At 65.0% G+C, this 26982-nt stretch carries 22 protein-coding genes and 1 pseudogene; 12 read left to right on the top strand and 11 right to left on the bottom strand.

Going from position 1 to position 26982, the window contains the following annotated elements:
* The first annotated feature begins 1 nt into the window (after position 1).
* The 4 genes from nuoL to V6D91_RS03035 are packed head-to-tail and all read left to right on the top strand — an operon-like array spanning position 2 to position 5354.
* Positions 2-1954 (top strand): NADH-quinone oxidoreductase subunit L, encoded by a 1953-nt coding sequence (gene nuoL, locus V6D91_RS03050; protein WP_347317706.1) that lies wholly within the window; start codon positions 2-4, stop codon positions 1952-1954.
* A 55-nt stretch (positions 1955-2009) separates the two neighbouring features.
* A complete protein-coding gene (locus V6D91_RS03045) occupies positions 2010-3524 on the top strand; it encodes an NADH-quinone oxidoreductase subunit M (protein WP_347317705.1) in 1515 nt (504 codons plus the stop codon).
* A gap of 14 nt (positions 3525-3538) precedes the next feature.
* Positions 3539-4981 (top strand): NADH-quinone oxidoreductase subunit NuoN, encoded by a 1443-nt coding sequence (nuoN, locus tag V6D91_RS03040; protein WP_347317704.1) that lies wholly within the window; start codon positions 3539-3541, stop codon positions 4979-4981.
* Positions 4982-4991: 10 nt separating this feature from the next.
* Entirely contained in the window at positions 4992-5354 is a 363-nt protein-coding gene (locus V6D91_RS03035; protein WP_347317703.1) for a DUF2818 family protein, read from the top strand.
* A 46-nt stretch (positions 5355-5400) separates the two neighbouring features.
* On the opposite strand, the gene hflD is transcribed toward V6D91_RS03035, so the two are convergent.
* From hflD to V6D91_RS03020, 3 genes are read right to left on the bottom strand one after another with little or no spacing between them, the layout of a single operon-like run.
* Positions 5401-6045 carry a high frequency lysogenization protein HflD gene (hflD, locus tag V6D91_RS03030; protein WP_347317702.1) on the bottom strand — a complete coding sequence of 215 codons (645 nt, stop codon included), beginning with the start codon at positions 6043-6045 and terminating at the stop codon, positions 5401-5403.
* Positions 6045-7139 (bottom strand): tRNA 2-thiouridine(34) synthase MnmA, encoded by a 1095-nt coding sequence (gene mnmA, locus V6D91_RS03025; RefSeq protein ID WP_347317701.1) that lies wholly within the window; start codon positions 7137-7139, stop codon positions 6045-6047. The genes hflD and mnmA overlap by 1 nt, the downstream gene beginning before the upstream one ends.
* 8 nt (positions 7140-7147) lie before the next feature.
* Positions 7148-7597 (bottom strand): NUDIX hydrolase, encoded by a 450-nt coding sequence (locus tag V6D91_RS03020; protein ID WP_347317700.1) that lies wholly within the window; start codon positions 7595-7597, stop codon positions 7148-7150.
* A 255-nt stretch (positions 7598-7852) separates the two neighbouring features.
* Here V6D91_RS03020 and icd point away from each other — a divergent pair, with 255 nt between their 5' ends.
* The 5 genes and pseudogenes from icd to V6D91_RS02995 form a co-directional block, all read left to right on the top strand.
* The gene (icd, locus tag V6D91_RS03015) at positions 7853-9103 is read left to right on the top strand and encodes an NADP-dependent isocitrate dehydrogenase (RefSeq protein ID WP_347317699.1); all 1251 of its coding nucleotides are present in this window, start codon (positions 7853-7855) and stop codon (positions 9101-9103) included.
* 117 nt (positions 9104-9220) lie between these two features.
* On the top strand, positions 9221-9793 hold the full coding sequence (locus V6D91_RS03010) for an NAD(P)H-dependent oxidoreductase (RefSeq protein ID WP_347317698.1): 573 nt from the start codon (positions 9221-9223) through the stop codon (positions 9791-9793).
* A 104-nt stretch (positions 9794-9897) separates the two neighbouring features.
* The gene (locus tag V6D91_RS03005; RefSeq protein ID WP_347317697.1) at positions 9898-12183 is read left to right on the top strand and encodes a YgiQ family radical SAM protein; all 2286 of its coding nucleotides are present in this window, start codon (positions 9898-9900) and stop codon (positions 12181-12183) included.
* 344 nt (positions 12184-12527) lie between these two features.
* Positions 12528-12830: a cytochrome c gene (locus V6D91_RS03000; protein ID WP_347317696.1), complete on the top strand. Its 303-nt coding sequence runs from the start codon at positions 12528-12530 to the stop codon at positions 12828-12830.
* A 171-nt stretch (positions 12831-13001) separates the two neighbouring features.
* Positions 13002-13595, top strand: a pseudogene (locus tag V6D91_RS02995) (metallophosphoesterase); the annotation flags it as partial.
* 201 nt (positions 13596-13796) lie between these two features.
* Here the strand turns inward: V6D91_RS02995 and V6D91_RS02990 are convergent.
* The 5 genes from V6D91_RS02990 to V6D91_RS02970 all read right to left on the bottom strand — a co-directional run bounded on the left by V6D91_RS02990 (position 13797) and on the right by V6D91_RS02970 (position 17474).
* Positions 13797-14285, bottom strand: coding sequence for a CDP-archaeol synthase (locus V6D91_RS02990; RefSeq protein ID WP_347317695.1), 489 nt, complete (start codon positions 14283-14285; stop codon positions 13797-13799).
* Complete coding sequence (locus V6D91_RS02985) at positions 14282-14935, bottom strand: phosphoribosyltransferase family protein (RefSeq protein WP_347317694.1); 654 nt, start codon at positions 14933-14935, stop codon at positions 14282-14284. Before V6D91_RS02985 ends, V6D91_RS02990 begins: the two co-directional genes overlap by 4 nt.
* A gap of 3 nt (positions 14936-14938) precedes the next feature.
* The gene (locus V6D91_RS02980) at positions 14939-15142 is read right to left on the bottom strand and encodes a dodecin family protein (RefSeq protein ID WP_347317693.1); all 204 of its coding nucleotides are present in this window, start codon (positions 15140-15142) and stop codon (positions 14939-14941) included.
* Positions 15143-15190: 48 nt separating this feature from the next.
* Entirely contained in the window at positions 15191-17086 is a 1896-nt protein-coding gene (locus V6D91_RS02975; protein WP_347317692.1) for a diguanylate cyclase, read from the bottom strand.
* A 73-nt stretch (positions 17087-17159) separates the two neighbouring features.
* Complete coding sequence (locus tag V6D91_RS02970; protein WP_347317691.1) at positions 17160-17474, bottom strand: carboxymuconolactone decarboxylase family protein; 315 nt, start codon at positions 17472-17474, stop codon at positions 17160-17162.
* 111 nt (positions 17475-17585) lie between these two features.
* Here V6D91_RS02970 and V6D91_RS02965 point away from each other — a divergent pair, with 111 nt between their 5' ends.
* Entirely contained in the window at positions 17586-18353 is a 768-nt protein-coding gene (locus V6D91_RS02965) for a TIGR01458 family HAD-type hydrolase (RefSeq protein WP_347317690.1), read from the top strand.
* A gap of 33 nt (positions 18354-18386) precedes the next feature.
* Here V6D91_RS02965 and V6D91_RS02960 read toward each other — a convergent pair whose 3' ends face one another.
* The 3 genes from V6D91_RS02960 to ycaO form a co-directional block, all read right to left on the bottom strand.
* The gene (locus V6D91_RS02960) at positions 18387-20558 is read right to left on the bottom strand and encodes an EAL domain-containing protein (protein ID WP_347317689.1); all 2172 of its coding nucleotides are present in this window, start codon (positions 20556-20558) and stop codon (positions 18387-18389) included.
* Positions 20555-21673 carry an FIST C-terminal domain-containing protein gene (locus V6D91_RS02955; protein WP_347317688.1) on the bottom strand — a complete coding sequence of 373 codons (1119 nt, stop codon included), beginning with the start codon at positions 21671-21673 and terminating at the stop codon, positions 20555-20557. The genes V6D91_RS02960 and V6D91_RS02955 overlap by 4 nt, the downstream gene beginning before the upstream one ends.
* Positions 21674-21929: 256 nt before the next feature.
* On the bottom strand, positions 21930-23696 hold the full coding sequence (gene ycaO / locus V6D91_RS02950) for a 30S ribosomal protein S12 methylthiotransferase accessory factor YcaO (protein WP_347317687.1): 1767 nt from the start codon (positions 23694-23696) through the stop codon (positions 21930-21932).
* A 279-nt stretch (positions 23697-23975) separates the two neighbouring features.
* Here ycaO and V6D91_RS02945 point away from each other — a divergent pair, with 279 nt between their 5' ends.
* Positions 23976-24887 carry a hypothetical protein gene (locus V6D91_RS02945; protein ID WP_347317686.1) on the top strand — a complete coding sequence of 304 codons (912 nt, stop codon included), beginning with the start codon at positions 23976-23978 and terminating at the stop codon, positions 24885-24887.
* Between the two features lie 120 nt (positions 24888-25007).
* Complete coding sequence (locus V6D91_RS02940) at positions 25008-26894, top strand: ATP-binding protein (protein WP_347317685.1); 1887 nt, start codon at positions 25008-25010, stop codon at positions 26892-26894.
* The last annotated feature ends 88 nt before the right edge of the window (positions 26895-26982 follow it).

The following is a 26982-nucleotide window of genomic DNA, read 5'->3' as shown; positions in this document are numbered from 1 at the left end:
CATGGAAACCCTGTACCTCTGGATCGTCCTCTCCCCGCTGATCGGCTCGATCATCGCCGGCCTGTTCGGCCGCCAGATCGGCCGCGCGGGTGCGCATAGTGTCACCATCCTCGGTGTGGCCGTGGCCTTCGTGCTCGCCCTGGTCGCGTTCAAGTTCCACGTGCTCGACGGCGGGGCGGCCTTCAACGGCGCGGTCTACACCTGGCTGGCCAGCGACCTGTTCACCTTTGAGGTGGGTTTCTTGGTCGACAACCTGACCGCCGTGATGATGGTCATCGTCACCGGTGTGAGTCTGATGGTGCACATCTACACCATCGGCTACATGCATGACGATCCGGGCTATCAGCGCTTCTTCAGCTACATCTCGCTCTTCACCTTCTCCATGCTGATGCTGGTGATGAGCAACAACTTCATGCAGCTGTTCTTCGGCTGGGAGGCGGTGGGCCTGGTGTCCTACCTCTTGATCGGCTTCTGGTACAAGCGCGAGAGTGCGATCTTCGCCAACCTGAAGGCCTTCCTGGTCAACCGGGTGGGCGACTTTGGCTTCCTGCTCGGCATCGCCGCGGTCCTGGTCTACACCGGCACCCTGGACTACGCCAAGGTGTTCGAGCAGGCGAGCACGCTTGCCGCGATCCAGATCCAGGTGATCCCCGGCGTCGACTGGTCGCTGATCTCGGTGATCTGCATCCTGCTGTTCATCGGCGCGATGGGTAAGTCCGCGCAGATCCCGCTGCACGTCTGGCTGCCGGACTCCATGGAGGGCCCGACCCCGATCTCCGCACTCATCCACGCCGCGACCATGGTGACCGCGGGCATCTTCATGGTGGCGCGCATGTCGCCCATGTACGAGCTGTCCGAGGCTGCGCTCGCCTTCATCATGGTCATCGGTGCCATCACCGCCTTCTCCATGGGCCTGCTCGGCATCGTCGCCAACGACATCAAGCAGGTGGTGGCCTATTCCACCCTGTCCCAGCTTGGCTACATGACCGCCGCGCTCGGTGCCTCGGCTTACTCGGCGGCGATCTTCCACCTGATGACCCACGCCTTCTTCAAGGCCCTGCTGTTCCTGGCCGCAGGCTCGGTCATCATCGCCATGCACCACGAGCAGGACATCCGCAAGATGGGCGGCCTGCGCAAGTACATGCCGATCACCTTCTGGACCTTCCTGATCGGCGCCTTGGCTCTGATCGGCTTCCCCGGTTTCTCCGGCTTCTTCTCCAAGGATGCGATCATCGAGTCGATCCACCACTCGACCCTGCCGGGGGCGGGGCTGGCCTACTGGCTGGTGCTGTTCGGGGTGTTCGTCACTGCCTTCTACACCTTCCGCATGTTCTTCCTGGTGTTCTTCGGCAAGGAGCGCATGGATGAGCATACCCGCGAGCATCTGCACGAGTCGCCGTGGGTGGTCACCCTGCCGCTGATCGTGCTCGCCGTCCCGGCGGTGATGATCGGTTGGGTGGCGATCGAGCCGATGCTGTTTGGTGAGCTGTTCAAGGGCATCATCCATGTCAACGAGGCGCATGACGTGCTCGGCGTGATGGGTGCTTCCTTCCATGGTGCGGCTGCCTTCGTCCTGCACGGTCTGATGACGCCGGCCCTGTGGCTCGCGGCCGCGGGCGTCGCCCTGGCCTGGCTGATCACCCTCAAGAACCGCAACATTGCCGCTCAGGCCGAGCAGCGTTTTGCCTGGCTCAACCGCCTGCTCAAGCGCGGCTACGGCTTCGATGATTTCAACAACACGGTGTTCGCCGCCGGCAGCCGTGCCCTGGGCCGCGGTCTGTGGCAATGGTCCGACAGCAAGCTGATCGACGGCCTGCTGGTCAATGGCACAGCCAACGGCATCGGCCGTCTGGCGGCCGTAGCACGGCTGATGCAGACGGGGCTCATGTATCATTACGCCTTCGTGATGATCCTGGCCCTGCTGGTGATGCTGACCTGGGCGCTGTTCTTCTGATCCGCCCGGAACCACGCAACCACTCCTCACAACGTTAAGAACCTAGGACGCTTGGATGTTTGCTGATTGGCCCCTGCTTAGCCTGCTTGTCTGGCTCCCCATCATCACCGGCGTGCTGGTGCTGATGGTTGGCGATCGCTCACCGCAGGCCGTTCGCCGCATCAGCCTGCTGGGCAGTCTGCTGGTCTTCTTCCTCAGCCTGCCGCTCGCCTTCGGTTTTGACGCCTCGACCGCATCCATGCAGTTCGTCGAGCGCCTCCCGTGGATCCCGACCTTCCACATCGATTATTTCCTCGGGGTGGACGGCATCTCCATGCCGCTGATCCTGCTGACCACCTTCACCACCGTGCTGGTGGTGCTGGCCGGCTGGGAGGTCATCCAGGAGAAGGTGGCCCAGTACATGGCCGCCTTCCTGATCATGGAAGGCATGATGGTCGGCACCTTCGCCGCCCTCGACGCCATCCTGTTCTACTTCTTCTTCGAGGGTATGCTGATCCCGATGTATCTCGTGATCGGCATGTGGGGCGGTCCGCGCCGCGTGTACGCCACGCTGAAGTTCTTCCTCTACACCTTCCTCGGCTCGGTGTTCATGCTGGTCGCCCTGATCTACATGTACTTCAAGTCGGGCAGCTTCAGCGTGCTGGACATGCACGCCCTGCCGCTCAATGCCACTGAGCAGACCCTGATCTTCCTCGCCTTCCTGATCGCCTTCGCGGTCAAGATCCCGATGTGGCCGGTGCACACCTGGCTGCCGGATGCGCACGTCGAGGCCCCGACCGGTGGCTCGGTGATCCTGGCGGCGATCATGCTGAAGATCGGCGGCTATGGCTTCATGCGCTTCTCCCTGCCCATCACCCCGGATGCGAGCGCCGCGCTCGACTGGCTGATCATCTTCATGTCGCTGGTGGCCATCGTGTACATCGGTTTCGTCGCCCTGGTGCAGAGCGACATGAAAAAGCTGGTGGCCTATTCCTCCATCTCGCACATGGGCTTCGTCACCCTGGGGATGTTCATCGTCTTCATGATCATGCAGAACCCGGTGGGCGAGGGCGGGGCTTCGCTCGCGCTCGAGGGGGCCATGGTGCAGATGGTCTCGCACGGCTTCATCTCCGCCGCCATGTTCCTCGCCATCGGCGTGCTGTATGACCGCATGCACACCCGCGAGATTTCGGCCTACGGCGGGGTGGTCAACAGCATGCCCTGGTTTGCGACCTTCGTCGTGCTGTTCGCCATGGCCAACGTTGGCCTGCCTGGAACCTCCGGCTTCGTCGGCGAGTTCATGGTGATCCTCGCAAGCTTCAAGGCCAACTTCTGGATTGCCCTGATCGCGGCCCTGACCCTGATCATCGGCGCCGCCTACACCCTGTGGATGGTGAAGCGCGTGATCTTCGGTGAGGTGCGCCATGCCGAGGTGGCCCGCATGCCCGACGTGAATGCCCGCGAATTCTTGATCATGGCGAGCCTGGCCTTCTTCGTGATCCTGCTCGGTGTGTGGCCTGATCCGCTGGCCCATGTCATGCACGCCAGCATCGACAACCTCGTCCACCACATTGCCCAATCCAAGCTTTGAGCTTTGGTACCGACATGACCCTTGATGCGCTCAACCTGATGCCCGTACTGCCGGAGATCCTCCTCCTGGCTCTGGCCTGTGCGATCCTCCTGATCGACGTCTTCCTGCGCGATGGCCGCCGCGACGTCACCTACTGGCTCAGCCAGGCCGCCCTGGCCGCGACCTTCGTGGCCGTCTGGTTCGGCGCCAGTGCGGATCAGCGCCTGAGCTTCGAGGGGAGCGTCATCAACGATGCCATGTCGGATGTGATGAAGCTGTTCATCCTGCTGATCACCTCCATGGCCTTCGCCCTCTCGCGCGACTACCTCAAGGAGCGCGACATCCAGAAGGGCGAGTACTACATCCTCGGCCTCTTTGGCGTGCTGGGCATGATGGTCATGGTCAGCGCCTACAGCCTGCTGCTGGTGTTCCTCGGTCTTGAGCTGATGTCGCTCGCCATGTATGCCATGGTGGTGGTTCACCGCGACGACATCCGCGCCTCCGAGGCGGCGATGAAGTATTTCGTCCTTGGCGCGCTGGCCTCCGGTCTGCTGCTGTATGGCATGTCCATGCTCTACGGTGTGACCGGTTCGCTGGATCTTCCGGCCATCCGCCAGGCGGTCATGGGGGGCACCGCCTCCGACACCGCGTTGGTGTTCGCCATCGTGTTCATGGTCGCGGGCCTGGTGTTCAAGGTCGGTGCCGCGCCGTTCCACATGTGGTTGCCGGATGTCTATGACGGCGCCCCCACTGGCGTGACCCTCTATATGAGTGCCGCGCCGAAGATCGCAGCACTCGCCCTGCTGCTGCGCCTGCTCGGCGATGCCCTGGGCGCCATGCTGGACGACTGGCAGACCCTGCTCATCGTGTTCGCCGTGGCCTCGCTGTTCGTGGGCAACGTGATCGCCATCGCGCAGACCAGCTTCAAGCGCATGCTGGCCTATTCGACCGTGTCCCACGTCGGCTTCATCCTGCTGGGTGTGCTCGCGGGCACCACGGCCGGTGCCTCGGCCGCGCTGTTCTACACCCTCGCTTATGCGCTGATGACCCTCGGTGGCTTCGGCCTGATCACCTACCTCGCCTCCAAGGGCCTGGAGGCGGATCAGCTCGACGATCTCAAGGGCCTCAACGACCGCAGCCCGTGGATAGCCTTCATCCTGCTGGTGCTGATGTTCTCCATGGCCGGCATCCCGTTCACCCTCGGCTTCTGGGCCAAGCTCGCGGTGCTGCAGGCCGTGGTCGACATCGACATGGTGTGGCTGGCGGTGTATGCGGTGGTGATGTCCGTGATCGGCGCCTTCTACTACCTGCGTGCGGTGAAGATGGCCTACTTCGACAAGGCCATCGTGCAGGGCATGCCGACCCGTTCCTGGGATGCGCGGCTGGTCATGAACGTGAACGGCCTGGCCATCGTGGCCCTGGGGTTGTATCCGACCAGCCTGATTGCGCTCTGTGCGAGCGTTTTCAACGCGCTCTGAGGCGGGATACATGACCTCCCAGAGTGCCGTCTTCACCCTCCTCGTGGCCGCCCTGGTGCTGTCCAACCTGCCTTGGATCAACGAGCGCCTGTTTGCCGTCATCGGCCTGCGCGGTGAGGTCAAGCCGTTCTGGGTGCGTCTGCTGGAGTGGGGGGTGGGGTTCGGGCTTGTGGCCCTGCTGGCCTGGCGGCTGGAGCTCGGTTGCCAGCTAAGCCTTGGGGCCTTCCTTGGCCTGTCCGAGTGCCCGGGCGAGCTGCATCCCAAGCAGTGGGAGTTCTACACCGTCGCGATCGTCCTGTATGCGGTGTTCGCCCTGCCAGGCTTCATCTATCTGGCTGAGCGGAGGCGCCACCGCCGACCGCGGCAGGCCTGATCCCCGCGCCCCCATCCTTCACGGCGCTCCGCCGCATTCCTTATTCTCACGCTTCGTCCACCAGCCTGATCCCGCCCCGCAGCAGGCCATCCGCGGCCGCGAGGAAGCGCTTGCGGCGGAAGATCAGGCTCAGGCGACTCCCCCCGCATTGATGCCAGAGCACGGCCGAGCGGATCCCCGCCAGCAGGGCGGCGCGGATGCGCTGGGCGACCTCCGGCCGGTTCAGTTGCTGGGGGTTGCCGTTGACGATGACCTTCGGGCTTAAGGTGCTGATGGTCCGCTGGTAGAGTCCTGCCAGGCCCTCGATGACCTCCGGGGCGTCCGGTCCGAGCTCGCGCTGCTTGGCGTCGAGCGCCTGCAAGCCCTGCCCCAGTTGCTGCAGCATGTCCGGCAGGCGCAGCAGCTGGCCGGCCAGTTGGATCAGGGTGAGGACGTGGCGGGTGACCTCGATGTCCTGGTTGCCGGCTTGCCCGGCCAGTTGTTTGCGCAGGTGGCGCAGGCCTTCGCCGACCTGCCTGACCCCGCCGTACACGGCGGGGACGTCGCTTGCGTCGATGCGGAACAGGCTCGCGAGGCTGGCCGCCTGCGCGTGGGACGGCGCTTGGCCATGGTGCGCCAATTCGCGCACCAACAGGCAGGCCTGGACGATGCCGGCGAGGGCGAGCGTCTGGTCTTCGATCGTATGGGCCATCAGTCGTTGTCCTCCAGATTGATCCCTGCCTCGATCACCGCGCCGCCAAGGCATTCCTCTCCGGCATAGAACACCACGGACTGGCCGGGGGTGATGGCGCGCTGGGGCGTGTCGAAAACGACCCGCACACCATCGCCGTGGGGATAAACCATGCATTCCTGGTCCGCCTGCCGGTAACGCACCTTGGCTTGGCAGCGCAGTGGCAGGGTCGGAGGGGCGCCTGCAATCCAGTGCACCTGGCTCGCGAGCAGGGCGGGGCGGTAGAGCGAGGGGTGGTCGGTGCCCTGGGTGACGATCAGGCGATTGGAGGCCAGGTCCTTGTCGACCACGAACCAGGGCTCCTCGGAAAAGCCGCGCAAGCCCCCGATGCCGAGTCCCTGGCGCTGGCCGAGGGTGTAATACATCAGGCCATGGTGGCGGGCGATGACCTGGCCCTCGAGGGTGACGATGTCGCCGGGCTGGGCGGGCAGGTAGCGCTGCAGGAACTCGGTGAAGCGGCGTTCGCCAATGAAGCAGATGCCGGTGCTGTCCTTTTTCTTCGCGGTGGCAAAGCCGGCCTGCTCGGCCAGCCTGCGCACCTCGGGCTTCGGCAGGTGGCCGATGGGGAACATGGCATGACGCAACTGCTCCTGGCCGAGGGCGTGCAGGAAGTAGCTCTGGTCCTTGTTCGCATCCAGGCCCTTGAGCAGGTGGGCCCGGGAAGCATCATGGGCGACGCGCGCATAATGGCCGGTCGCGATGGCTTGGGCGCCGAGGTTGTTCAGCGCATGGTCGAGGAAGGCGCGGAACTTGATTTCGCGGTTGCACAGGATGTCCGGATTCGGCGTGCGTCCGGCGCGGTATTCCGCCAGGAAATAGGCGAACACCCGGTCCCAGTATTCCTTGGCGAAATTGACGAAATGGAACGGGATATCGAGCCGGTCGCACACCGCCATGGCGTCGATCATGTCCTGCCTGGCCGGGCAGTAGTCCTCGGTGTCGTCGCCCTCCCAGTTCTTCATGAACAGGCCCTCGACGTCGAAGCCCTGTTCCTTGAGGAGCAGGGCGGCGACCGAGGAGTCCACCCCGCCGGACATGCCGACGATGACCTTCATACCGCGGCTCATGACGGGAAGTAGCGGATCAGATCGAGGGGGTAACGGCGGTCGGCGAGGTCATCCTCGATGCAGGCCATCACCAGCGGGCTGCGGTGCTGGGCCGCGCGGGCGCGTGCCTCGTCCGGGGTGAGCCAGACGGGGCCGAGGATACCCGTATCCAGCACGGCGTCGTCGATGACGCGCTCGATCTCGCCACCGAAGGCCGCGCGCAGGTAGGTGGCGCCGCTCTCAGGGGCACGCCATTGGTACAGGCCGACCAGATGGGTGGGGCGGAACACCAGGCCCGCCTCCTCGATCGTCTCGCGCACGACCGCCTCGATGAGGCTCTCGCCCTCCTCGAGATGGCCTGCGGGCTGGTTCAGGCGGATTTCGCCGCCGATGCGCTCCTCGACCAGGAGGAAGCGTCCATCCTGTTCCAGCACGGCGGCCACGGTGGCATGGGGTTTCCAGATCATGCGCGCAAGGGTAGCAAATCGGGGACGGGCTGTCCGCCGTGGATCGGGTATAATCAGACTGTTTCAAAAGGGCTGTCCTGCCCTTTTGAAACTCGCCCCGTTGCGGTACATGCCCGCGACGGGCTCCGAGAATCAATCACTTATCGTGATTGATTCTCGCGCGAGCCCTCCATGGCTCGCATTTCCAGGCTGCGTCAAAGGCTTTTGACACAGCCTGGAATTCGACGCTTCAACTTTTCAACGCTAGGGTCGCCGATGTCCAAGATCAAGCTCCCCGCCTTTGGCGCCAAGATCACCACCAATCCAGACCATTCCCTTAACGTGCCGAACCAGCCGATCATCCCGTTCATCGAGGGCGACGGCATCGGCGTGGACATCACCCCGGTGATGATCAAGGTGGTGGATGCGGCGGTGGAGAAGGCCTACGGTGGTGAGAAGAAGATCGCCTGGATGGAGGTCTACGCTGGTGAAAAGGCCAATGCGGTCTACGGCGAGGGTACCTGGCTGCCGGCCGAGACCATGGAGGCAGTCAAGGACTACGTGGTCTCCATCAAGGGCCCGCTGACCACCCCGGTCGGCGGCGGCATCCGCTCGCTGAACGTGACCCTGCGCCAGGATCTGGACCTGTACGTCTGCCTGCGTCCCGTACGCTATTTCAAGGGCACTCCGAGCCCGGTGAAGGAGCCGGAGAAGACCGACATGGTCATCTTCCGGGAGAACTCCGAAGACATCTACGCCGGTATTGAATGGGCCGCCGGGACGCCGGAGGTCAGGAAGGTCATCGACTTCCTGCAGCAGGAGATGGGCGTCACCAAGATCCGCTTCCCTGAAACCTCCGGCATCGGCATCAAGCCGGTCTCAGCTGAGGGCAGCAAGCGCCTGGTGCGCAAGGCGATCCAGTACGCCATCGACAACAACCGCGACTCGGTGACCCTGGTGCACAAGGGCAACATCATGAAATTCACCGAGGGCAGCTTCAAGCTCTGGGGTTATGAAGTGGCCCGTGACGAGTTCGGTGCCCAGCCGCTGGGCAAGGGCGGATGGATGGTGGTCAAGAACCCCAATACGGGCAAGGATATCGTCATCAAGGACTCCATCGCCGACGCCTTCCTGCAGCAGATCCTGCTGCGTCCGGAAGATTACAGCGTCGTTGCCACCCTCAACCTCAACGGCGACTACATCTCCGACGCGCTGGCGGCCCAAGTCGGTGGCATTGGCATTGCTCCGGGCGCGAACCTCTCCGACACCGTCGCCATGTTCGAGGCCACCCACGGCACTGCGCCGGATATCGCCGGTAAGAACATCGCCAACCCGTCGTCGATCATCCTCTCGGCCGAAATGATGCTGCGCCACATGGGCTGGAACGAGGCCGCCGACGCCATCATCCGCGGCATGGAGGGCGCCATCCAGGGCGAGCGCGTCACCCACGACTTCGCCCGCCTGATGAAGGGGGTGACCGAGGTCACCAGCTCGGCGTTCGGCGACGAGATCATCCGCCACATGTGATTCGCCGGCCTTCGCCCGCATCGATCCGGACCCCGCCGCGCGCGGGGTTTTTCATGCGCCAGCGCCTGGGACCTGCTAAGTGTTGTGGGGCAAGGGTACTGACAGGCGATACCGACCATGCGCATCCTCATCATCCTCGGTCACCCCGACTCGGAAACCTATTGCGGCGCGCTCGAGCAGGCCTATGCCCGCGGCGCCGACATGTCCGGGGCGGAGGTGAGGCGGCTCAACCTGGGCGAACTGGACTTCGATCCCCTCCTGCATCACGGCTACAAGGAGATCCAGCCGCTTGAGCCCGATCTCGTCTATGCCCAGGAGGCGATCCGCTGGGCGGAGCACCTGGTGATCATCTACCCCACCTGGTGGGGCGACATGCCTGCCGTGATGAAGGGGTTCTTCGACCGCATCCTGCTGCCCGGTTTTGCCTTCAAGATGATCTCCGCTTGGCGCTGGAGGAAGCTGCTGAAGGGGCGGTCGGCCCGACTGATCGTGACCATGGACACCCCGCCGCTCCTGCACGGGCTGCTCTACGGCTCACCGGGGATCCGGCTGGTCAAGGACGCCATCCTCGGTTTCTGCGGCGTCTCTCCGGTGCGGGTGAGTACCTTCGGTCCGGTGCGTCACAGCACGGAGGAGCGGCGCGCCCGCTGGCTGGCCGAGGTCGAGGCACTCGGCCGTCGCCAGCGCTGAGCCGGCCCTGCGCGGACGGGGGAACTTGAAGGGATATTTCCCTTCCAATTCATGCTATTGTCCGCACCCTTCCCTGTCCGCCCGCCTTCCGCGAGGCTCTTCCCATGCTCCCTGCCAAGAACATCTTTTCCTACCGTAAATACTGGGCAAGCCGCTTTGGTACCGCGCCGTTCCTGCCCATGTCGCGCGCGGAGATGGACAAGCTCGGCTGGGACTCCTGCGACATCATCATCGTGGTGGGGGATGCCTACGTCGATCACCCGAGCTTTGGCATGGCGGTGGTCGGCCGCATGTTGGAGGCGCAGGGCTTTCGCGTCGGCATCATCGCCCAGCCGGACTGGACCTCGGTGGACGCCTTCCGCCAGCTCGGCAAGCCCAACCTGTTCTTTGGCGTGAGTGCGGGCAATATGGATTCGATGGTGAACCACTACACCTCGGATCGCCGCCTGCGCCACAACGACGCCTACACCCCCAACGACGAGCACGGCAAGCGTCCCGACCGCGCCGTGACCGTGTACGCCCAGCGTTGCCGGGAGGCCTACAAGGACGTGCCGGTCGTCATTGGCGGAATCGAGGCCTCCCTGCGCCGCATCGCCCACTACGACTACTGGTCGGACAAGGTGCGCCGCTCCGTGCTGCCGGACTCCAAGGCCGACCTCTTGGTGTACGGCAATGCCGAGCGCGCCATCGTCGAGATCGCCCACCGCGCGGCCAAGGGCGAGCACCCGCGCACCATGCGGGACATCCGCGGCACCGCCTTCATGACCGATGGCACCATCCCCGAGGGCTGGGTGATGCTGGACTCGACCACCGTGGACGAGCCGGGTCCCGTGGCCCCGCATCCCGATCCCTATGCCATGACCTCGCCGGCGACCTGCGCGAGCAAGGATGAGCCCTCACCCCCGGCCCCTCTCCCGCAGGGAGAGGGGGGCAAGGCTGCAGAGGTTAAGGTGGTGCATCTGCGCCGAGAGATCCCGCGCAATCACCCGCGCGAGCGCACGGTGATCCGCCTGCCGGCCTATGAGCAGGTCAAGGACGATCCCATCCTGTACGCCCACGCCTCGCGCGTGCTGCACCTTGAGACCAACCCCGGCAATGCGCGCGCCCTCGTGCAGCGGCATGGGGATCGGGATGTGTGGATCAACCCGCCGCCCATTCCCCTGACCACCGCCGAGATGGATGGCGTGTTCGGCCTGCCCTATGCCCGCGCCCCGCACCCGGCCTACGGCGACGCCCGGATCCCGGCCTGGGAGATGATCCGCTTCTCGGTCAACATCATGCGCGGCTGCTTCGGCGGCTGCACCTTCTGCTCCATCACCGAGCACGAGGGGCGCATCATCCAGAGTCGCTCGGAGGCATCCATCCTGCGCGAGGTCGAGGAGATCCGCGACAAGGTCAAGGGCTTCACCGGCGTCATCTCCGACCTCGGCGGGCCGACCGCCAACATGTACCGGCTGGCCTGCAAGGACGAGAAGATCGAGGAGAACTGCCGCAGGCTGTCCTGCGTCTTTCCGGACATCTGCAAGAACCTGAACACCGACCATGGCCCGCTGATCCAGCTCTACCGCAAGGCGCGCTCCTTACCGGGGATCAAGAAGGTGCTGATCGCCTCCGGCCTGCGCTATGACCTGGCCGTGCAGTCGCCGGCCTATGTCAAGGAGCTGGTGACCCACCATGTCGGCGGCTACCTGAAAATCGCGCCCGAACACACCGAGTCCGGTCCGCTCTCCAAGATGATGAAGCCGGGGATCGGCACCTATGACCGCTTCAAGGCGATGTTCGAGAAGTTCTCCCGTGAGGCGGGCAAGGAGCAGTACCTGATCCCGTACTTCATCGCCGCGCATCCGGGCACCACGGACGAGGACATGATGCACCTGGCCCTGTGGCTGAAGGCGAACGGCTTCCGCGCCGACCAGGTGCAGGCCTTCCTGCCGAGTCCCATGGCGCTCGCGACCGCGATGTACCACTCCGGCCGCAACCCGCTGCGCACCGTGCGCCGCACCGGCACCGAGGAGGTGTACTCGCCCAAGGGCCTCAAGCAGCGCCGCCTGCACAAGGCCTTCCTGCGCTACCACGACGCCGAGAACTGGCCGCTGCTGCGCGAGGCGCTCAAGCGCATGGGCCGGGCCGATCTGATCGGCAATGGCAAGCGCCATCTCGTACCGAGCTGGCAGCCGGCCGGCACCGGTCTGACCGGCGGCGAGGGGGCGCGTACCGGAAGAAAACATGGCCAGCAGAAGTTCCTGACCAAGCACACCGGCCTGCCGCCCCAGCCTTCGGTGCGGGACGGCAAGCCTGCCGCCCCGGCCCGGCGCGCGAAGCCGGAGGCCGCGCGTGCTCGGCCCACAGGCAACAAACCGGGACCGGCCAAGCGCGGCAAGGGGCGTTAAAGGCGATGTAGGAGGCCCGCCCCGGGCCGATGCCCGGGACCCATTTTTCGAGGGGGCATCATCTTTTTTGATGGGGCAGGGTGTGCGCAGGCGGGCTAGGATCAAGAGGCCAACCCCTTGTCCCAGGGCAATCGCATGAACCTGTTTCATCGTTCAAAACGCCCGCGTAGGAGCGGCGCCCCCGCCGCGACAGGCGTGCCGTGCGTGGGCGATCGGCCCGAGGGCGGGCCTCCTACCCCCAACAGGGCGACGATGGCCCCGTTGGCACGCTGGATTTTCGTCTTGTGCGAACGCTCCAGGCCTTCATGCGATTGCCCTGCCCCTTGTCTCGGAGGATGTTAGCCATGCGCCATGCCCTGATCCCGATGCTCCCCGCAGCCTTCGTTGCCACCGCCCTGTTCGCGGAGCCCGTCCTGGCGGACATCAGCCGCGGGCAGAAACTGCACGAGGAGAAATGCGCCGGCTGCCACAAGGCCCCGCACAACGCCGCGTTCTACACCAGCCGGGTGGGCAAGAAATACCCGACCAAGGACAGTCTCAAGACCATGGTCCAGTCCTGCGTGACCTATTTCGACGTCCCCTGGTTCGAGGAGGAGGTGCAGGCGGTGACGGATTACCTCAACCACACCTACTACAAGTACAGGTAAGACTTGGCCGCGGCTCTCCCGGACGCCCAACTCCTGTCCCTGCTCGAGGCGCGGGTGGGGCGGCTGCACGCCCGCCTGCGGCTTGGCATCGAGGCCGAGCACGAGGCCCAGGTCTTCGGCCAGGGCCGCACCTTCTTCCATATCGAGAACTGGTACTCCGTCCACGGCCTGATGCGGGGTGTCTTGCGCCTGACCGGGCTGCATGGGCGGGGGCGGCGCAATGCGCGCGACATCCGTCTGACCCGCAGGGAGGTACGCCTTGAGCGCCTGCCCCGGGCCTTCGATGGCTTCCGCCTGTTGCACCTCTCCGACCTGCACCTGGACATGCACGCCGACATGCCGCAGGTCATTGCCGAGGCCGCACGCGGGGTGGAGTGCGACGCCTGCGTCATCACCGGTGACTTCCGCGCGCGCACCTTCGGTCCCAGCGAGCCGGCCCTGGAAGGGCTGGACCGGTTGCGTGCCGTGCTGCCCGAGCGGGTGTTCGCCGTGCTCGGCAACCACGACAGTCTGCGCATGCTGCCTGGTCTGGAGGCGCTTGGTATCCGGGTGCTGATGAATGAATCCGCCGTGTTGGAGCAGGCGGGGGCGCGGCTGCACGTGGTGGGGGTGGACGACCCCCACTACTACGCCCTGGACAACCTGGAGAAGGCGACCACCGACGTGCCGCCGCAGGCATGCGCCATCCTTCTTTCCCACTCTGCCGAGATCTGGCGCCAGGCCGCGCACGCGGGCTTCGACCTCATGCTGTGCGGCCATACCCACGGCGGGCAGATTGCCCTGCCGGGGGGCATGCCGATCCTGTGCAATGCCCACGCGCCGCGCCGGCTGTGCAAAGGGGCCTGGAGCCATGCGGGCATGCAGGGTTACACCTCGCGCGGGACCGGGGTGTCGGTGCTGGACGTGCGGCTCAACTGCCCGGCGGAGATGACCCTGCATGTCCTGCGTTCGGGGCTGGGGCGTGACTCAGTACGGCCGGTTACGGATGTGCAGGCGGTAGAGCAGGCGGGAGAGGGCGATATCCGCCAGGACGAACAGTCCGGCCGTCAGGGTGATGTCGATCCAGCCGAGTCCGAGGGCAGGCTTGAGCAGCAGCAGGGGCAGGAGGGCCTCCGGTAGCTGGTCCAGCAGGGGGGCGCGGCTGCTGGGGGCGAGGGCGAGGCGGCGCTTGACGAAGCTGCTGCCAAGGTCGCCCAGCATCGAGAAGAGGGCGAGCAGCATCCCGGTGATCGCGCCCAGCCCGAGCAGGGGGGCCAGGGCAGCCGCGGCGAGCAGGGCCGCGATGAGGCCGCGCCAGGTTTTGTGCGGGCCGAACAGCGGGCGGCCGTCGAGAAAGAGCCGTCCACCATCCAGCGGGGGATCGAGCATCCGGCCGAACAGCCAAGCCACGATGATGGGGGCGCCATTGGCGGCCATCAGCACCAGCAGCAGCTTGAGATCGAGGATCGGGCTCATGCCGTGGATGTGGAGCTGCGTTCTCCGAACCGGCGCAGGATGTCCACCGCTTCCTCGTCCTCCACCTGGCGGAAGTCGGCGAAGAACTGGCCCACCGCCCAGAACTCCGCCGGGCTGTGCAGGCAGACCAGCTCGTCGACCAGGGGACGGAGCCGGTTGAGGGTGTCTGGCGGCGCGACCCCGATGGCGAGGATCAGCTTCTCGGGCTTCTTCGCACGAATGGCCTGGAGCGCGGCCATGACGGTGGCGCCGGTGGCCACCCCGTCATCCACCACGATCACCACGCGGCCTGCCGGGTCGAGCGGGGGGCGCACCGGGGTGTACTGAGCGCGTCGCTTGCGTAAGACGGCGAGCTGGGCGCGGGCCTCGGCTTCGATATCCTCCTGGCTCGCCCCGGTCATCGCCGCGTGATCTGCAACATGGATGTGGCCGGACTCATCCACTGCGCCGATGGCGAACTCCGGGTTGCCAGGGGCGCCGAGCTTGTGCACCAGCACGACGTCCAGGTCGCCCTCCAGCGCCTCGGCGATGATCGCACCCATCGGCACCGCACCGCGCGGGATGGCCAGCACCAGGGGGTGCCGGCCCTTCCATGGCTTGAGGCGGCCGGCCAGCTGGCGGGCCGCATCCTCGCGGTCCCGGAACATCATGCCTTACTCCAGCAGGAAGGAGATCTTGGCGTTGATGCGGTACTTGACGATGCGGTTGTCCTCGATCTTGGCTTCGAAGTTCTCGATATAAATCGACTTGATCCCGTGCAGGGTCTTGGCGGCGCGGTTGATGGCCTGCTGGGCGGCGTCTTCCCAGCTCTTCTCGGATTCGGCCAGGACCTCGATGACTTTGACGACATTGCTCATGGCGATTTCCTCCGGTGGTGTCTTCAGGTCACGGCGACCTGCCATCGACTATAGACCAGCCTTCGGCGCTTGGTGGGACCTCGTTTCTTCCTGCACCTCTGACTCGGAGTGAGGCCGGGCTTGGTCCTGGCCGCAGGCAAAGCGGAAGACCCCGCGCCCCGCCTTCTTGGCGGCGTACATCGCGCGATCCGCGGCCGCGATCAGCTCTTCCGGTCCTTGCGCATGCTCGGGCCAAAGGGCGATGCCGATGCTGGTGCCGATAGTCACGCGCTGTCCATCCAGTGGGAAAGGCTGGCCCATGGCCTGGATCAGCTTGCGAGCCACGGCCCCGGCCTCCATGTCCGTATGCGCGCCGGGCAGGAGGATGGTGAACTCATCCCCGCCCAGGCGGGCCACCGTGTCGGATTCGCGGCACAGGCCCTGCAGGCGCCGGCCCACCTCCTGCAGCAGGCGGTCGCCGGCCAGGTGGCCGAAGTTATCGTTGATCGGCTTGAAGCCGTCGAGGTCGAGGAACAGCAGGGTCACCCCCTGACCGTTGCGCCGCGCCATGGCGATGGCGCGCGTCAGGCGCTCCATCAGCAGGCGGCGGTTGGGCAGGCCCGTGAGCACGTCGTGATGGGCGAGATGGGCGATGCGCTCCTGGTTGATCTTCTTGGCGGTGATGTCCTCGTGGATGGAGATGTAGTGCGAGATGTTGCCCTGCGGGTCGCGGATCGGCGTGATGGTCTGCTGCACCACGTACAGCTCGCCGTCCTTGCGCCGGTTGATGGTTTCGCAGCTCCAGGCCCCTCCCGCAGAGATGGTCTCCCACAGCTGCTGGTAATACTCCACCGGCTGGCGGCCTGATTGCAGCAGACGGGGATTGTGGCCCAGCACCTCGCCCATCTCGTATCCGGTCAGGTTGAGGAAGGCCTGGTTGGCCCAGACGATCGTGCCTTCCCGGTCGGTGATGAAGGTGGGGTTGCCGGCGGCCACCAGGGCATCGTTCAAGAGGCGCATGCGCTGCTGGTCCATGGCCATCTCGAGGGTCAGGCTGAGGTGGTCGCTGAGGCGTTCGAGCCGGGTCCGGATCAGCGGGTCCTCGAACTGGTCGGGGCGCTCGGCATAGAGGCTGTACACCCCTTCGACCTTGCCACGCACGATCAGGGGAATGGCGAAGCCCGCGCGGATGCCGAAGCCCTCCACGACGGAGGCCCAGCGTTCCCAGGCAGGGTCGTCGGTGCTGGCGGACTGAGGGCGGCCGCTGCGCAGGGCAGCAAGGGCCGGTCCGAGCGTCACCTCGGGCAGGCCGCCGACATGATTGGCCTGCAGCAGCTTGACCAGACAGGGCTCTGCCGTACCCGCCGCGGCGACCGCGACCAGCGTGTCCTCGGCGACATGACGCTTGCCGACCCAGGCAAGCGGGAGCTGCAGGACATGTACGATCCGCCGGCAGAGGAACTGCATCAGCGTATCCCAGGATTCGCCGCGCAGGACGTGCTGGTCCAGCTCGTGGGTCAGGCTCTCCAGCCCTTCGAGGAGGGGGCGGAATCCGCTCCTCGAGTCGTGCGGCGTCGCGTCTGGAACCTTGCGCTGACGGATGTCGCGCACCACGCTGAGGACCACCTCGCGCCCGTCGAAGGGAATGACCTGGCTGTGGACCTCCACCGCGATCCGCTCCCCGGAGCGGGTCAGGTGGACTGTCTCGAACAGCCGCCGGCCTTCCTCGCGCAATGTGGCGAGATGCCCGCCGAGGAGGGCCTTCGAGGCGGGGTCGCCGAGGTCCGCGAGGCCCATGCGCAGCAGTTCGTCCCGGCTGTAGCCGAGGTGGCGGCAGGCGGTGTCGTTGACCTCCAGGACGTTTCCCTCGAGGTCATGGAGAAGCACGGCATCCGTCAGGTGATTGAAGAGGATGGCGAGGCGGGAGTCATCCCCTTTGGCCGCTGGAGTGGAGGATAAGACCATGAATGTTCCCTGCGCCCCGAACGGGGGGCTTATTCCTTACATAGCACATGGCCTTGATCCTCGCGCCCGATTCTCAGTCCTTGGGCTCGCTGAGGACGTGAGCGCCGTGCGTGACCGCCGCACCGGCGGCCATCGCCACCGCCACCATCACCGCCTCGCCAATCTCCTCCTCGGTGGCACCGTGGCGGCGCGCCAGGCGGGCATGCACCTCGAGGCAGTAGGGGCACTGGGTGATCTGGGCGGCGACGATGGCCATCAGCTCCTTGTACTTGCGCGGAATGGCGCCGTCCTTGAAGGCGACGTCGTCCAGCGCCTTGAAGGCAGCGAAGGACTCGGGGGCGAGGTGGTCGAGTTGCGCCAGGCGGCGCAGGTGCTTCATGTCGTACATGCGTTCCTCCTTAAAAAACAGAACGCTACGATGAGGCGCAGCCCAAGGGAAGAGGTCGGCTCGGTTAAACTTCAAAACATGGTCTTGATGAGGCAGGGCGAAGGGGGACGGATGCGGATACAGGCCGTGTTGCTCGACATCGGTGGGGTACTGCTGGACGGGGAGGCGCCCCTGCCAGGGGCGGCGGAGGCGCTGGACCAGCTACGTGCGGCCGGCCTGCCGTTCATGCTGCTGACCAACACCACCCGCACCGCACGTGCCGCACTGCTGGAGCGGCTTGCTGCGGCGGGATTGGTGGTGGAGCCGGAGGCTCTGCTGACGCCGGCCATTCTTGCGCGGGAGTGGCTGGTGCATGAGGGCCGCCGTCCCCTGCTGCTGATCCATCCCGGTCTGCGTGCCGATTTCTCCGGCGTGGATGAAAGCGCGCCCGATGCCGTGGTGGTGGGCGATGCCGGGGAGGGCTTCACCTATGCCGCCCTGAACGCGGCCTTCAGACTTCTGATGGAGGGGGCTCCGCTGGTTTCGCTCTCCGGCAGCCGGTACTTCCGCGAGGGGGGCGAGTTGTTCCTCGACGCAGGCCCGTTCGTGCGCCTGCTGGAGGAGGCTGCGGGTTGCCGCGCCTTGTCCTTGGGCAAGCCCGGCGTGGCTTTTTTCCGCCACGCCGTGGCGCGGCTGGGCGTGCCGGCCGAGGCGGTGGTGATGATCGGGGATGACGTGCAGAGTGACGTGCTCGGTGCACGGGCTGCAGGCCTTCAGGCCATGCTCGTGCGCACGGGGAAATACCGGCCTGGCGATGAGCGTGCCTGCCCTCCGGGGGTGGCGGTGGCGGCGGATGTGCTCGAGGCGGTGGTTCAGGTCACGGCTTTGCATCAAGGCTGAACAGCGACCTGAAGGGTTTGGCCCCCGGTTGATTCAGTTCAGGGCCGGCAGGATCTCGCCCAAGGCGCGTGGGCGGCCGACCACCCAGCCTTGGGCGTAGTCCACCCCGATCTCGCGCAGGGTGGTGAGGATCTCCTGGCGTTCGACATACTCGGCGATGGTGGGGATGCCCATGACCTTGCCGACCCGGGCAATGGCCTCGACCATCACCCGGTCGGTGGCGTCGTGGTCGACATGGCGGATGAAGCTGCCGTCGATCTTGAGCATGTCCACGGGCAGGTTCTTCAGGTAGGCGAAGGAGGACAAGCCGCTGCCGAAATCGTCCAGGGCGAAGCGGAAGCCCCGATCGCGGAACTCGCGCATGAAGTCCTGTGCCCGGCTGAGATTGCTGATGGCGGCCGTCTCCGTGATCTCGAAGCACAGGCGCTGGGGCGCGACGCCGCATTCGCGTACCTTCTCGTGCAGGAAGTCGCTGAACCCATCGTCGGCCAGGGTCTGGCCGGAGAGGTTGATGGCGACCGAGACATGCTGCGGTCCGCGGTGCAGGGAGGCCAGCGTTTCCTCCACCACCCAGCGGTCGATGCGCGACATCAGGTGGTAGCGTTCCGCGGCGGCAATGAAGTCCACCGGCCCGATGACTTCGCTGCCCGCCTCGCGCAGGCGGAGCAGGATCTCGTAGTGCTCCTGCTCGGTGGCAAGGGCGATGGGCCGGATGGGTTGGGCCACCAGGCAGAACAGACGGTTGGACAGGGCGTGCTCGAGCCGGGTGATCCAGGCCAGGGTGGCCTTGCGGCGGGAGAGGTCGGCATCCCCGGGGCGATAGACCTGCACCTGGTTGCGCCCTTTCTCCTTGGCGGCGTAACAGGCCGTGTCAGCGTCGCTCAGGGCCTCCTGGGCGCTCGCCGTCTGCGAGTCGATGCCGACGATGCCCGCGCTGACACTGACCGGGTGCGGTCTGCCGCCCCAGTAGAAGCGGATCTTGGCCATGGCATCGGTGATATTGCGGGCCAGGGTCTCGGCGCGCTCCAGCGGGCAGTCGGCGAGCAGCAGGGCGAACTCGTCCCCCCCGAGGCGCGCCACCATGTCAGAGGCCCGCGTCTGGGTGCTGATGAGCAGGGCGATCTGCCGCAGCAGCTCATCCCCGGCGGCGTGCCCTTCGGAGTCATTCAGCACCTTGAAGTGGTCGAGGTCGAACACCACCAGGGCATGCCGCCCGCCGTCCATGCGGGCGTTGTAGAAGAGCTGGTCCAGGCGGCGTTCGAAGGCTCGCCGGTTGGCCAGATTGGTCAGCATGTCGTGGGTGGCTTCCCACTCCAGGGTGCGCTTGGCCTCCACCTCGGCGGAGATGTCCCGCAGCACGATCACCATCCCCTGTTGGGCCATGTCGGCGGCGTGGATGGGGGAGAGGGAGAGCTCCAGAATGCTGCCGGCATGGGGGCCGTGATTCAGCACCACACGCCGCCCCCTCGCCAGTTCCGCAGGTGGGGCATCGCTGTCCAGGCCAAGAAGGCGGGTCAGATCGATCGGCTCCCCATCGAACTCATCCCGCACCCTGATCCAGTCCGCCACGTGCTGCCCGAGGACGTGCTGCCGCGTCACCCCCAGCAGCCGTTCGGCGGCGGGATTGATGAGCTGGATCGTCCCCTGTGGGGCGAGGCTGATGACGCCATCCGAGAGCGCCAGCAGCGCTGCCTGGGCACGCTCGCGTTCCAGCTTAAGCTCCGACTGGATGGCCTGGATGGTGTGCAGGCGGTCATGGGCCAGGCAGGCCTGGGCCAGCTGCTCCGCAATGGGGATGAGCGACTGCCGCAGCGGATGGGAGAGGGGATGGTCGGGGCGCAGCAGGACCAGTGCGCCAAAGCGGGGCAGGCTGTAGAGGTGCAGATGGAGTGGGTCACCCTCCTCATCCTGCACAAGCAGGGTCAGCTCTTTGGGTGGGACGCTTGCCTCGTGCTCCGCGGTCCATGAGAGCAACCGTTGACGCGCATGCTCCAGCAGCCGCAAGGAAGTGCCATGGTGGGGGATGTGCTGCAGCAGCACCATCGTGTCGGGATGATCAGGGCGGCATTTGAACACGCCCCCCGCCACACAGCCCAGTTGCCGCAGCATGATCGAGAGGCTGTCCCTCAGCATGGGTTCGAGCTCAAGCCCGCGTCCCACCCGCATGGCAATGTCGAAGGCGATCTGACGCTCGAGCGGGGTCATGTCGGTTCTCCGAGCAGGGCCACGGTCGTGGTCTTGTTGTGGAATTCGAGGTAGTTGCTGCCATGGCCTGCGATCTCACCGAGGGTGAGCGCGCCGATCAGGGGACGCTGGCCTGAGTTCAGCGCGGCCAGCTCGTTGGCGTAGCGGTTGCCGAGGAAGAGGGCGCGCGAGATGCAGTCGAACACGAGGTCGATGCGGGGCTGCATCCCCTGCGGCAGGCGTTGCTCGGCGTCATGACGGGCCTTGAGCGCGGCGTCGATCAGCGCATCCGGCTTGCCGTGCAGGATGTGCACCAGGCTGCCGGTCGGGACCTCGCCCACGCAGCGCAGGCCATGGTCCTGTTCGATCCGGACCGGATCGCGGACCACGAACTCGGCATCCAGACGGGCCATGCCGAACGGGTAGGCCTTGGCCAGATCGAAGAAATGCTCCGGGTCGAGGTCGTGCCCGGAATGGGGCTCGACGACGCCACGGTAGACATCCAGCGCCGCCTGCCAGTCGAGGCAGAGGATCACATTGCCGTCAGCCTCGGTGACCTCGAACGGCCCGGCAATGGCCTGCCAGCCATGGCCGGTGCCCACCGCGGCGGGCAGGTCGAGCAGGGCGATCAATCCACCCTCCGCCTGCAGCCCCCAGGGGGTGATCAGCGACGGAGGAGCTTCATCCTCGAGCAGCCCCGTCCCGCCGCCGATGACCGGGATGCTCATCCCAAGGTGATCAAACAGGGCGTCGATCAGATCGTCGATGCGGCGTGCCCAGCCATCGACCAGGACGATCGCGAGTCTCGCCTTCTGGCCGTCCGCCTGGGCCTGGAGCAAGGCGTGGAGGTCGATCTCCGGATCGTTGAGCGAGGGGATGGCCATGAAGCTTGGGGCGCAGGGCAGCGCAAGGCAGATCGCCCCCTGCTGCAAACACTCATCATGCGTGATGACACCGGGGAAGCAGCCGCCGAAGGCGGGGATGGGCAGGGAGGCAAGCAGGTCGTTCCAGGGTTCGGGCTTGGCCTCGCCCGCGGCCAGGATCAGCAGGCTGCCCACGCCCTCCTGCTGCGCCAGGTGGTGCGCACAGGCAGCGATGTGCGCGAAGTCCCCGGTCCGTTCGATTGCAAGGTGCATGGTGTTCCATCCTTGAACCATGAATTTTGTGTGTTTATGAGAGGTTTTACCTCATCCGTCAAGGGGTGGGCAGGGCAATCGCATGAACCTGTCTCATCGCCCTGAACGCCGATGTAGGAGCGGCGCCTCCGCCGCGACAGGCGTATCGTGCGCAAGCGTCGGCCCGAGGGCGGGCCTCCTACACCCCGACAGAGCGAAGATGCCCCTTTGCATGCTGGATTTTCGCTTTATGCGAACGTTCCAGATCTTCTTGCGATTATTCTGAAGGGATGGGGGAGCGCCTTGTCCATGCCTCATGCGCCTGCCGCAGCCGGTGATAGGCCTCAAGCAAGCGCGCATGGCGCTGCATCCCGCCACCCTCGCCGGTGAGGGCGGGCAGATCCGGCAGGCGCTCCTGGCCTGCCACCAGCTGCTCGGCCCGCGTGAACACCTCATCTCCATGCAGGCGCAGCAGCACCGGGCGGAAGTCGGCCACATCCAACCCCTTCTGGGCCTTGAAGCGCAAAAGATCGGTGACCGCGCGCACAAGCCGGGCCCGCCCCTCCGGCAGGTGGCCGAAGTCCAGCGCCCAGGCGAGGTTGTCCGCCGCATCCCGGGCTTTGCCCAAGGCCAGCCGCAGCCAACCCTTCAGCTCCCCCACCCGCAGGCTGGCCCAGGCACTCTCCCGGTCAGCCAGAAGCCCCAGCAGCTCGGTCAGCGGCTGTTCGTCGGCGAAACCCAGCTGCTCCAGCTTGCGCAACAGCCCGCGCAGCCCGGCCTCATCCAGCATGGGCAGACAACGCAGGGCATCGCGCAGGGGCAGGGCGGCGTTGCTGTTGTTCTCCCACAGATCCGCGGCCGGATAGACCTCGGAGAAACCCGGCACGACAATGCGGCAGGCGTACACCCCAAGGTGGGGCAGGTCGAGGATGTAGGCATCGCGCCCCTCCTCGTGCAACAGGCCCAGCAGGTGGTGGAACTCCTCCTCGGTCGAACCGCCATAGTCCCAGGCGCAGAACTCCACGTCCGGCGTGCGGTGGAAGAAGTCCCAGGCGATCAGGCCGCTGTGGTCGATGAAATGGGTCTCCATATTGGCCGGGTCGGCCACCTCGTCCAGATCGAAAGAGGGTGGGTGAAAATCGGCCAGCTGATCCAGGTCACGCCCCTGCAACAGCTCGGTCAGGGTGCGCTCCAGCGCCACCTCAAAACGCGGATGCGCGCCCCAGGAGGCATACACCCCGCCGTTTCTGGGGTTGAGCAGGGTGACATTGAGCACCGGGTAGCGGCCGCCGAGCGAGGCGTCCTTGACCAGGATGGGGAAACCGCTCTGCTCCAGCGCCTCGATTGCGCGCAGCACCTGCGGGTAACGGGCCAACACCTCCGGCGGCACGTCCGGCAGGCACAGCCCATCCGTGATCACCCGGTGGCGCACGTGGCGCTCGAAGATCTCGGCCAGGCACTGGGTGCGCGCCTCAAACACCGTATTCCCCGCCGCCATGCCATTGCTGGCAAACAGATTGGCGAGCACATTCACCGGCACAAACACCGTCTTGCCATCCCGCTGGCGCACAAAGGGCAGGGCGCAGATCCCCCGCCCGGCAAAGCCCGCATTGCAGTCGAGCAGATGCTGGGCCGCAAGCTCCCCATCGGGGTTCCAGGCCGTGAGCATCGCCTCATCCATCAGCCCCTTCGGGATGGCCTTGCCTTTGACCGGGAACCACCGCTCCCTGGGGTGATGCACCCAGTCCGCTTGGGCCAGCGCATCGCCCAGGTCGTAGTCGGAGAAGAAATACTGCGTCGCCAGCCGCTCGAAGTACTCCCCCAGGGCCGAGGCCAACGCCGCCTTCCGGCTCGCCCCCTTGCCATTGGTGAACAGGAAGGGTGCGTTGCGGTCGCGGATGTGCACCGACCAGACATGCGGCACAGGATTGAGCCAGCGCGCCTCCTCGATCGCAAAGCCAAGCTCGGCGAGGCGCGTGAGCATGCGCTCAATGGACACCTCAAGGGCCGCGTCCTTGCCGGTGATGAAGGTTTGTTCGGTCATGGTGTAGGGCCTTCTGATGAGATCGTGTGATTGAAACCGAATATTTGTGGAAATGCTACATGGATAGGGAGCAGAGTTTTTTGCGTCCAAGTCTGTGTCGGTGCGATGCAAATGAATGACTCTAACGGAGCGGCTGCGGTGTTTATGGTCTAGTATGCTCGTCATGCCGTCGATGATGTCATAGATCGTCTGGTCAGGAAGGATGTGGGTTCGTTGCGCCGAAGCAGTTTGGTTGGTGCTTTCGGCATAATTTTGGCATGCTTGTAAAAGTGGATGTTCATGGCTATTTTTATCCAGGTTATCAACGAGCAGCTTCAACGCCCCAAAGCCAGGAGGGGGGGTTATTATCTTGAGGTCATCCGGGATGTGGCAAACAAGGGGGTAGTAAATATGGGGTTTTTTCGTGGCCTATCCGAAAAGATTGCCGTTATCAGGCAGCGCTACAGGGATAAGAAAGATTTTCTGTCTTGCATTATCAAGGCGGCGGAGGATGGAAGGCTAAGCGACGATGAAATGTATGATATGCAGGCATGGTATAAAGAGCTTGGACTTACGCAAGACGACTTGAAGAGCGTTCGTGTTCAGGCATATAACGCCGCACTTAGAGCAGCGAAAGCAGATGGTGTCGTCACCGCGGAAGAGGAAGCTGAGCTTGCCAAGCTACAGAAGTTTTTAATGATACCGGAGTCTGAGATTGCAAAGTCGAAAAAGGAGTTAATTCGTCTTCGTCTCATCACAGAAATTAAAAATGGAAATCCCCCTATTTTTAGTGTACCCAACGTAGTTCTTCAAAAAGAAGAGCTTGCGTACTGGATGGAGCCAGCCAGTATTCTTGAGGAGCGTGTCGTGAGTCGCCATTATGAGGGTGGCTCCCAAGGTTTCAGTTTCCGTATTGCGAAGGGCGTCTCCTATCGAGTGGGTAGTCACCGCGGGCGTATCGTTACTGACAAGGCGGTCCTTCCTGTGAGTGTTGGTGACCTAATTATTACGAATAAGCGGGTTTTATTTCGTGGAGATGTCAAGTCCTTCATGATTCGCCTGGATAAAATGCTTGAAGTTGATTTTTACAGTGATGGCATTCGCCTGACCGATGACAAAGGAAAGCCTCGTGTTGTGAAGTTTGATAATGAGGGTGGTGTTGATGTTGTGGGTGCTATATTAAGCTATGCTATCAACCACTTTACAAGCTAAGCCAAGTACGATCTTGCGAGCAGTGTTTTTTTTTCTGAGGTGGCTTGTCCCATGGTTTTCTTGTACCCTCGGAATCAGGGGGGTAGACGTTTGACTTTTTGCTCGGGCTAAGGAGCTGCAATGCCCATTGCCGAAATCCCCGTTGACCAGCGCGTCATCGATATCGACTCCCGCCGCTTCGCCTCGCTGGAAAAGGCGCTGGTCGAGCTGATCACCAATAGCGATGACAGTTACCTCCGCCTGGGGCAAGCGGGCGGGGTGATTCTGGTGCAGTACGAGCGCCACCTGGCCGGTGCGGTGTTGAAGGTGACCGATCAGGCGGAGGGGATGAGCCATGCCCAGGCGCGGCGCATCCTCAGCTACGGCGGGGCGCACAGTGTGTTGGCCAACGGCGGTGGCAGTGGGCGGGGCTATTTTGGCCGGGGCTTGAAGCAGGCCGTGTTCGGGCTGGGTTACGGCTGGATCGAGACCATCCGTGACGGGCGGTATGCCCGCATCGAGCTGTTTCGTGGTGAGAACGGTGGTTATCTGTTCGATGACGGTGCGGGGGATCGGGCGGTGGAGGCGGCCGACCGGGAGCGCCTCGGCATTCCCGCCAACGGTACGCGGGTGACCATCGTGGTCGACAACCCGCAGGTGAGCATTGCCCAGTTCCAGTCCCTGCGGCATGCGCTGGCCGACAACATCTACCTGCGCGAGGTGCTCGCCCGCCGGGAGGTGATGTTGCAGGAGATGCATGACGGCCGGGCGGACGGCCCGCCACTCCCGGTACGCTACGAGGAACCGCCGGCCACGGTGCTGCTGGGGCCGGAGCTTCCCGCGCATTTCGATGTTGAGGGGCAACGTTACCCCTTCACCCTGACCCTCAAGCGCGCCCTGGGGGCTGAGCTGACGTTGCGCGGGGATGAGCGGACCAACGGTCTTTTGGTGGTCTCGGGCGAGGCGGTGCTGGACTGCCAGTTGTTCGAGTTCGAGAACAAGGTGGGCACGGAGTACCTGTTCGGTACGGTGCGCTGCCCGGCGCTGCTGGAAAGGCTCGCCCAGGGCGAGGCCATCATCAGTGACGAGCGGGAAGGGCTGAACCTGCGCAATCCCTTCGTGGCGGCGTTTGCCCAGGCAGTGAGTGCCCTGATCGCCCCCGCGGTGCAGGCCGAGCTGGACCGGCTGCGGCACCTGGATCACGCCACTACCTCCGGCCGTACCAGCCAGATGATCGAGCATCTGCTGCTGCACATGAGTGAGGTGGCCATTCACGACCTGGGTATCACCCTGGGCCCGGACGAAGGGCCTGGGCAGGCCGCGGGGGCGGCCGAGGCCGTGGAGGCCCTGCGCTTTTCTACGCCGTTCTATTACCGCCCACCCGGGCATCCCTTCCATGTGACGCTGATCGTTGATCCGGCAAGGCTTGGGCCGGATGCCGTGCTGAACATCAGCTATGCCCTGCCCGACTCAGTGCGCATCGAACCGGCCGTGACGGAGCGGCCGGTAAGCGAGCTTGCGGGGGCGCACACCCTGACCTGGACGGTGGAGGGGGCGCAGGCCGGGGCGCGGGGGACGATCACGGTTACCGCCGGGCCGTATCTTGCCCTGTGCGAGATCGTGCTGGCTGAGCAGGCCCCAAGGCAGCATCACCCGCGGGGCAGGGCAGTGCATGGGGCCCACAGGCGGCCACAACACGATCATGGGGTTATCCTGTTTGCAGGCTATGAGTTGCGGGCGCTGGACAACGAGGTGGACCGGGCGATCTACAGTTCGGTGGAACGCAAGGTCATCATCAACACGCGCGCGCCCACGGTGCAGTTGTACCTCGACGGGCGCGGGCGCTTCCGCGATGCCGCGCGGCTGCTGTTGGCGGAGCTGTTTCTGGATGTGATCGCCGATGAATTGGCGCGGCGTGTGGTGGCGCGAGGCGGCCAGCCGTGGAGTGAGGCGGCGCACCAGGCTGCCAAGCGGGAGATCATCCACCGCTATGGTGGGGATGTGCATCGGGCCTTCTTGGGAGGGTGAGAGGCGGGGCGGGGGCCATCGAATCCTCACAGTGAGGGATCATCGAGGCGGTAATCTCCCCTCTCCCTTGAGGGGAGAGGGGCGGGGG

This window comes from Thiofaba sp. EF100 (genome assembly GCF_039822285.1).
Lineage (GTDB): Bacteria > Pseudomonadota > Gammaproteobacteria > Halothiobacillales > Halothiobacillaceae > Thiofaba.
This window is presented reverse-complemented; position numbering and strand designations above follow the sequence as displayed.

Excerpts from the sequence above, each read along its gene's own strand:
- V6D91_RS02980 (WP_347317693.1), bottom strand. The coding sequence starts at position 15,142 with ATGAGCAATGTCGTCAAAGTCATCGAGGTCCTGGCCGAATCCGAGAAG.
- V6D91_RS02940 (WP_347317685.1), top strand. The coding sequence starts at position 25,008 with ATGCCCATTGCCGAAATCCCCGTTGACCAGCGCGTCATCGATATCGAC.
- icd (WP_347317699.1), top strand. The coding sequence starts at position 7,853 with ATGTCCAAGATCAAGCTCCCCGCCTTTGGCGCCAAGATCACCACCAAT.
- V6D91_RS02970 (WP_347317691.1), bottom strand. The coding sequence starts at position 17,474 with ATGTACGACATGAAGCACCTGCGCCGCCTGGCGCAACTCGACCACCTC.
- V6D91_RS03020 (WP_347317700.1), bottom strand. The coding sequence starts at position 7,597 with ATGATCTGGAAACCCCATGCCACCGTGGCCGCCGTGCTGGAACAGGAT.
- V6D91_RS03045 (WP_347317705.1), top strand. The coding sequence starts at position 2,010 with ATGTTTGCTGATTGGCCCCTGCTTAGCCTGCTTGTCTGGCTCCCCATC.
- V6D91_RS02960 (WP_347317689.1), bottom strand. The coding sequence starts at position 20,558 with ATGACCCCGCTCGAGCGTCAGATCGCCTTCGACATTGCCATGCGGGTG.
- ycaO (WP_347317687.1), bottom strand. The coding sequence starts at position 23,696 with ATGACCGAACAAACCTTCATCACCGGCAAGGACGCGGCCCTTGAGGTG.
- V6D91_RS03010 (WP_347317698.1), top strand. The coding sequence starts at position 9,221 with ATGCGCATCCTCATCATCCTCGGTCACCCCGACTCGGAAACCTATTGC.
- V6D91_RS02955 (WP_347317688.1), bottom strand. The coding sequence starts at position 21,673 with ATGCACCTTGCAATCGAACGGACCGGGGACTTCGCGCACATCGCTGCC.
- V6D91_RS02965 (WP_347317690.1), top strand. The coding sequence starts at position 17,586 with ATGCGGATACAGGCCGTGTTGCTCGACATCGGTGGGGTACTGCTGGAC.
- V6D91_RS03035 (WP_347317703.1), top strand. The coding sequence starts at position 4,992 with ATGACCTCCCAGAGTGCCGTCTTCACCCTCCTCGTGGCCGCCCTGGTG.
- V6D91_RS03005 (WP_347317697.1), top strand. The coding sequence starts at position 9,898 with ATGCTCCCTGCCAAGAACATCTTTTCCTACCGTAAATACTGGGCAAGC.
- nuoN (WP_347317704.1), top strand. The coding sequence starts at position 3,539 with ATGACCCTTGATGCGCTCAACCTGATGCCCGTACTGCCGGAGATCCTC.
- nuoL (WP_347317706.1), top strand. The coding sequence starts at position 2 with ATGGAAACCCTGTACCTCTGGATCGTCCTCTCCCCGCTGATCGGCTCG.
- mnmA (WP_347317701.1), bottom strand. The coding sequence starts at position 7,139 with ATGAAGGTCATCGTCGGCATGTCCGGCGGGGTGGACTCCTCGGTCGCC.
- hflD (WP_347317702.1), bottom strand. The coding sequence starts at position 6,045 with ATGGCCCATACGATCGAAGACCAGACGCTCGCCCTCGCCGGCATCGTC.
- V6D91_RS02985 (WP_347317694.1), bottom strand. The coding sequence starts at position 14,935 with ATGATGTTCCGGGACCGCGAGGATGCGGCCCGCCAGCTGGCCGGCCGC.
- V6D91_RS02990 (WP_347317695.1), bottom strand. The coding sequence starts at position 14,285 with ATGAGCCCGATCCTCGATCTCAAGCTGCTGCTGGTGCTGATGGCCGCC.
- V6D91_RS03000 (WP_347317696.1), top strand. The coding sequence starts at position 12,528 with ATGCGCCATGCCCTGATCCCGATGCTCCCCGCAGCCTTCGTTGCCACC.
- V6D91_RS02945 (WP_347317686.1), top strand. The coding sequence starts at position 23,976 with ATGGCTATTTTTATCCAGGTTATCAACGAGCAGCTTCAACGCCCCAAA.
- V6D91_RS02975 (WP_347317692.1), bottom strand. The coding sequence starts at position 17,086 with ATGGTCTTATCCTCCACTCCAGCGGCCAAAGGGGATGACTCCCGCCTC.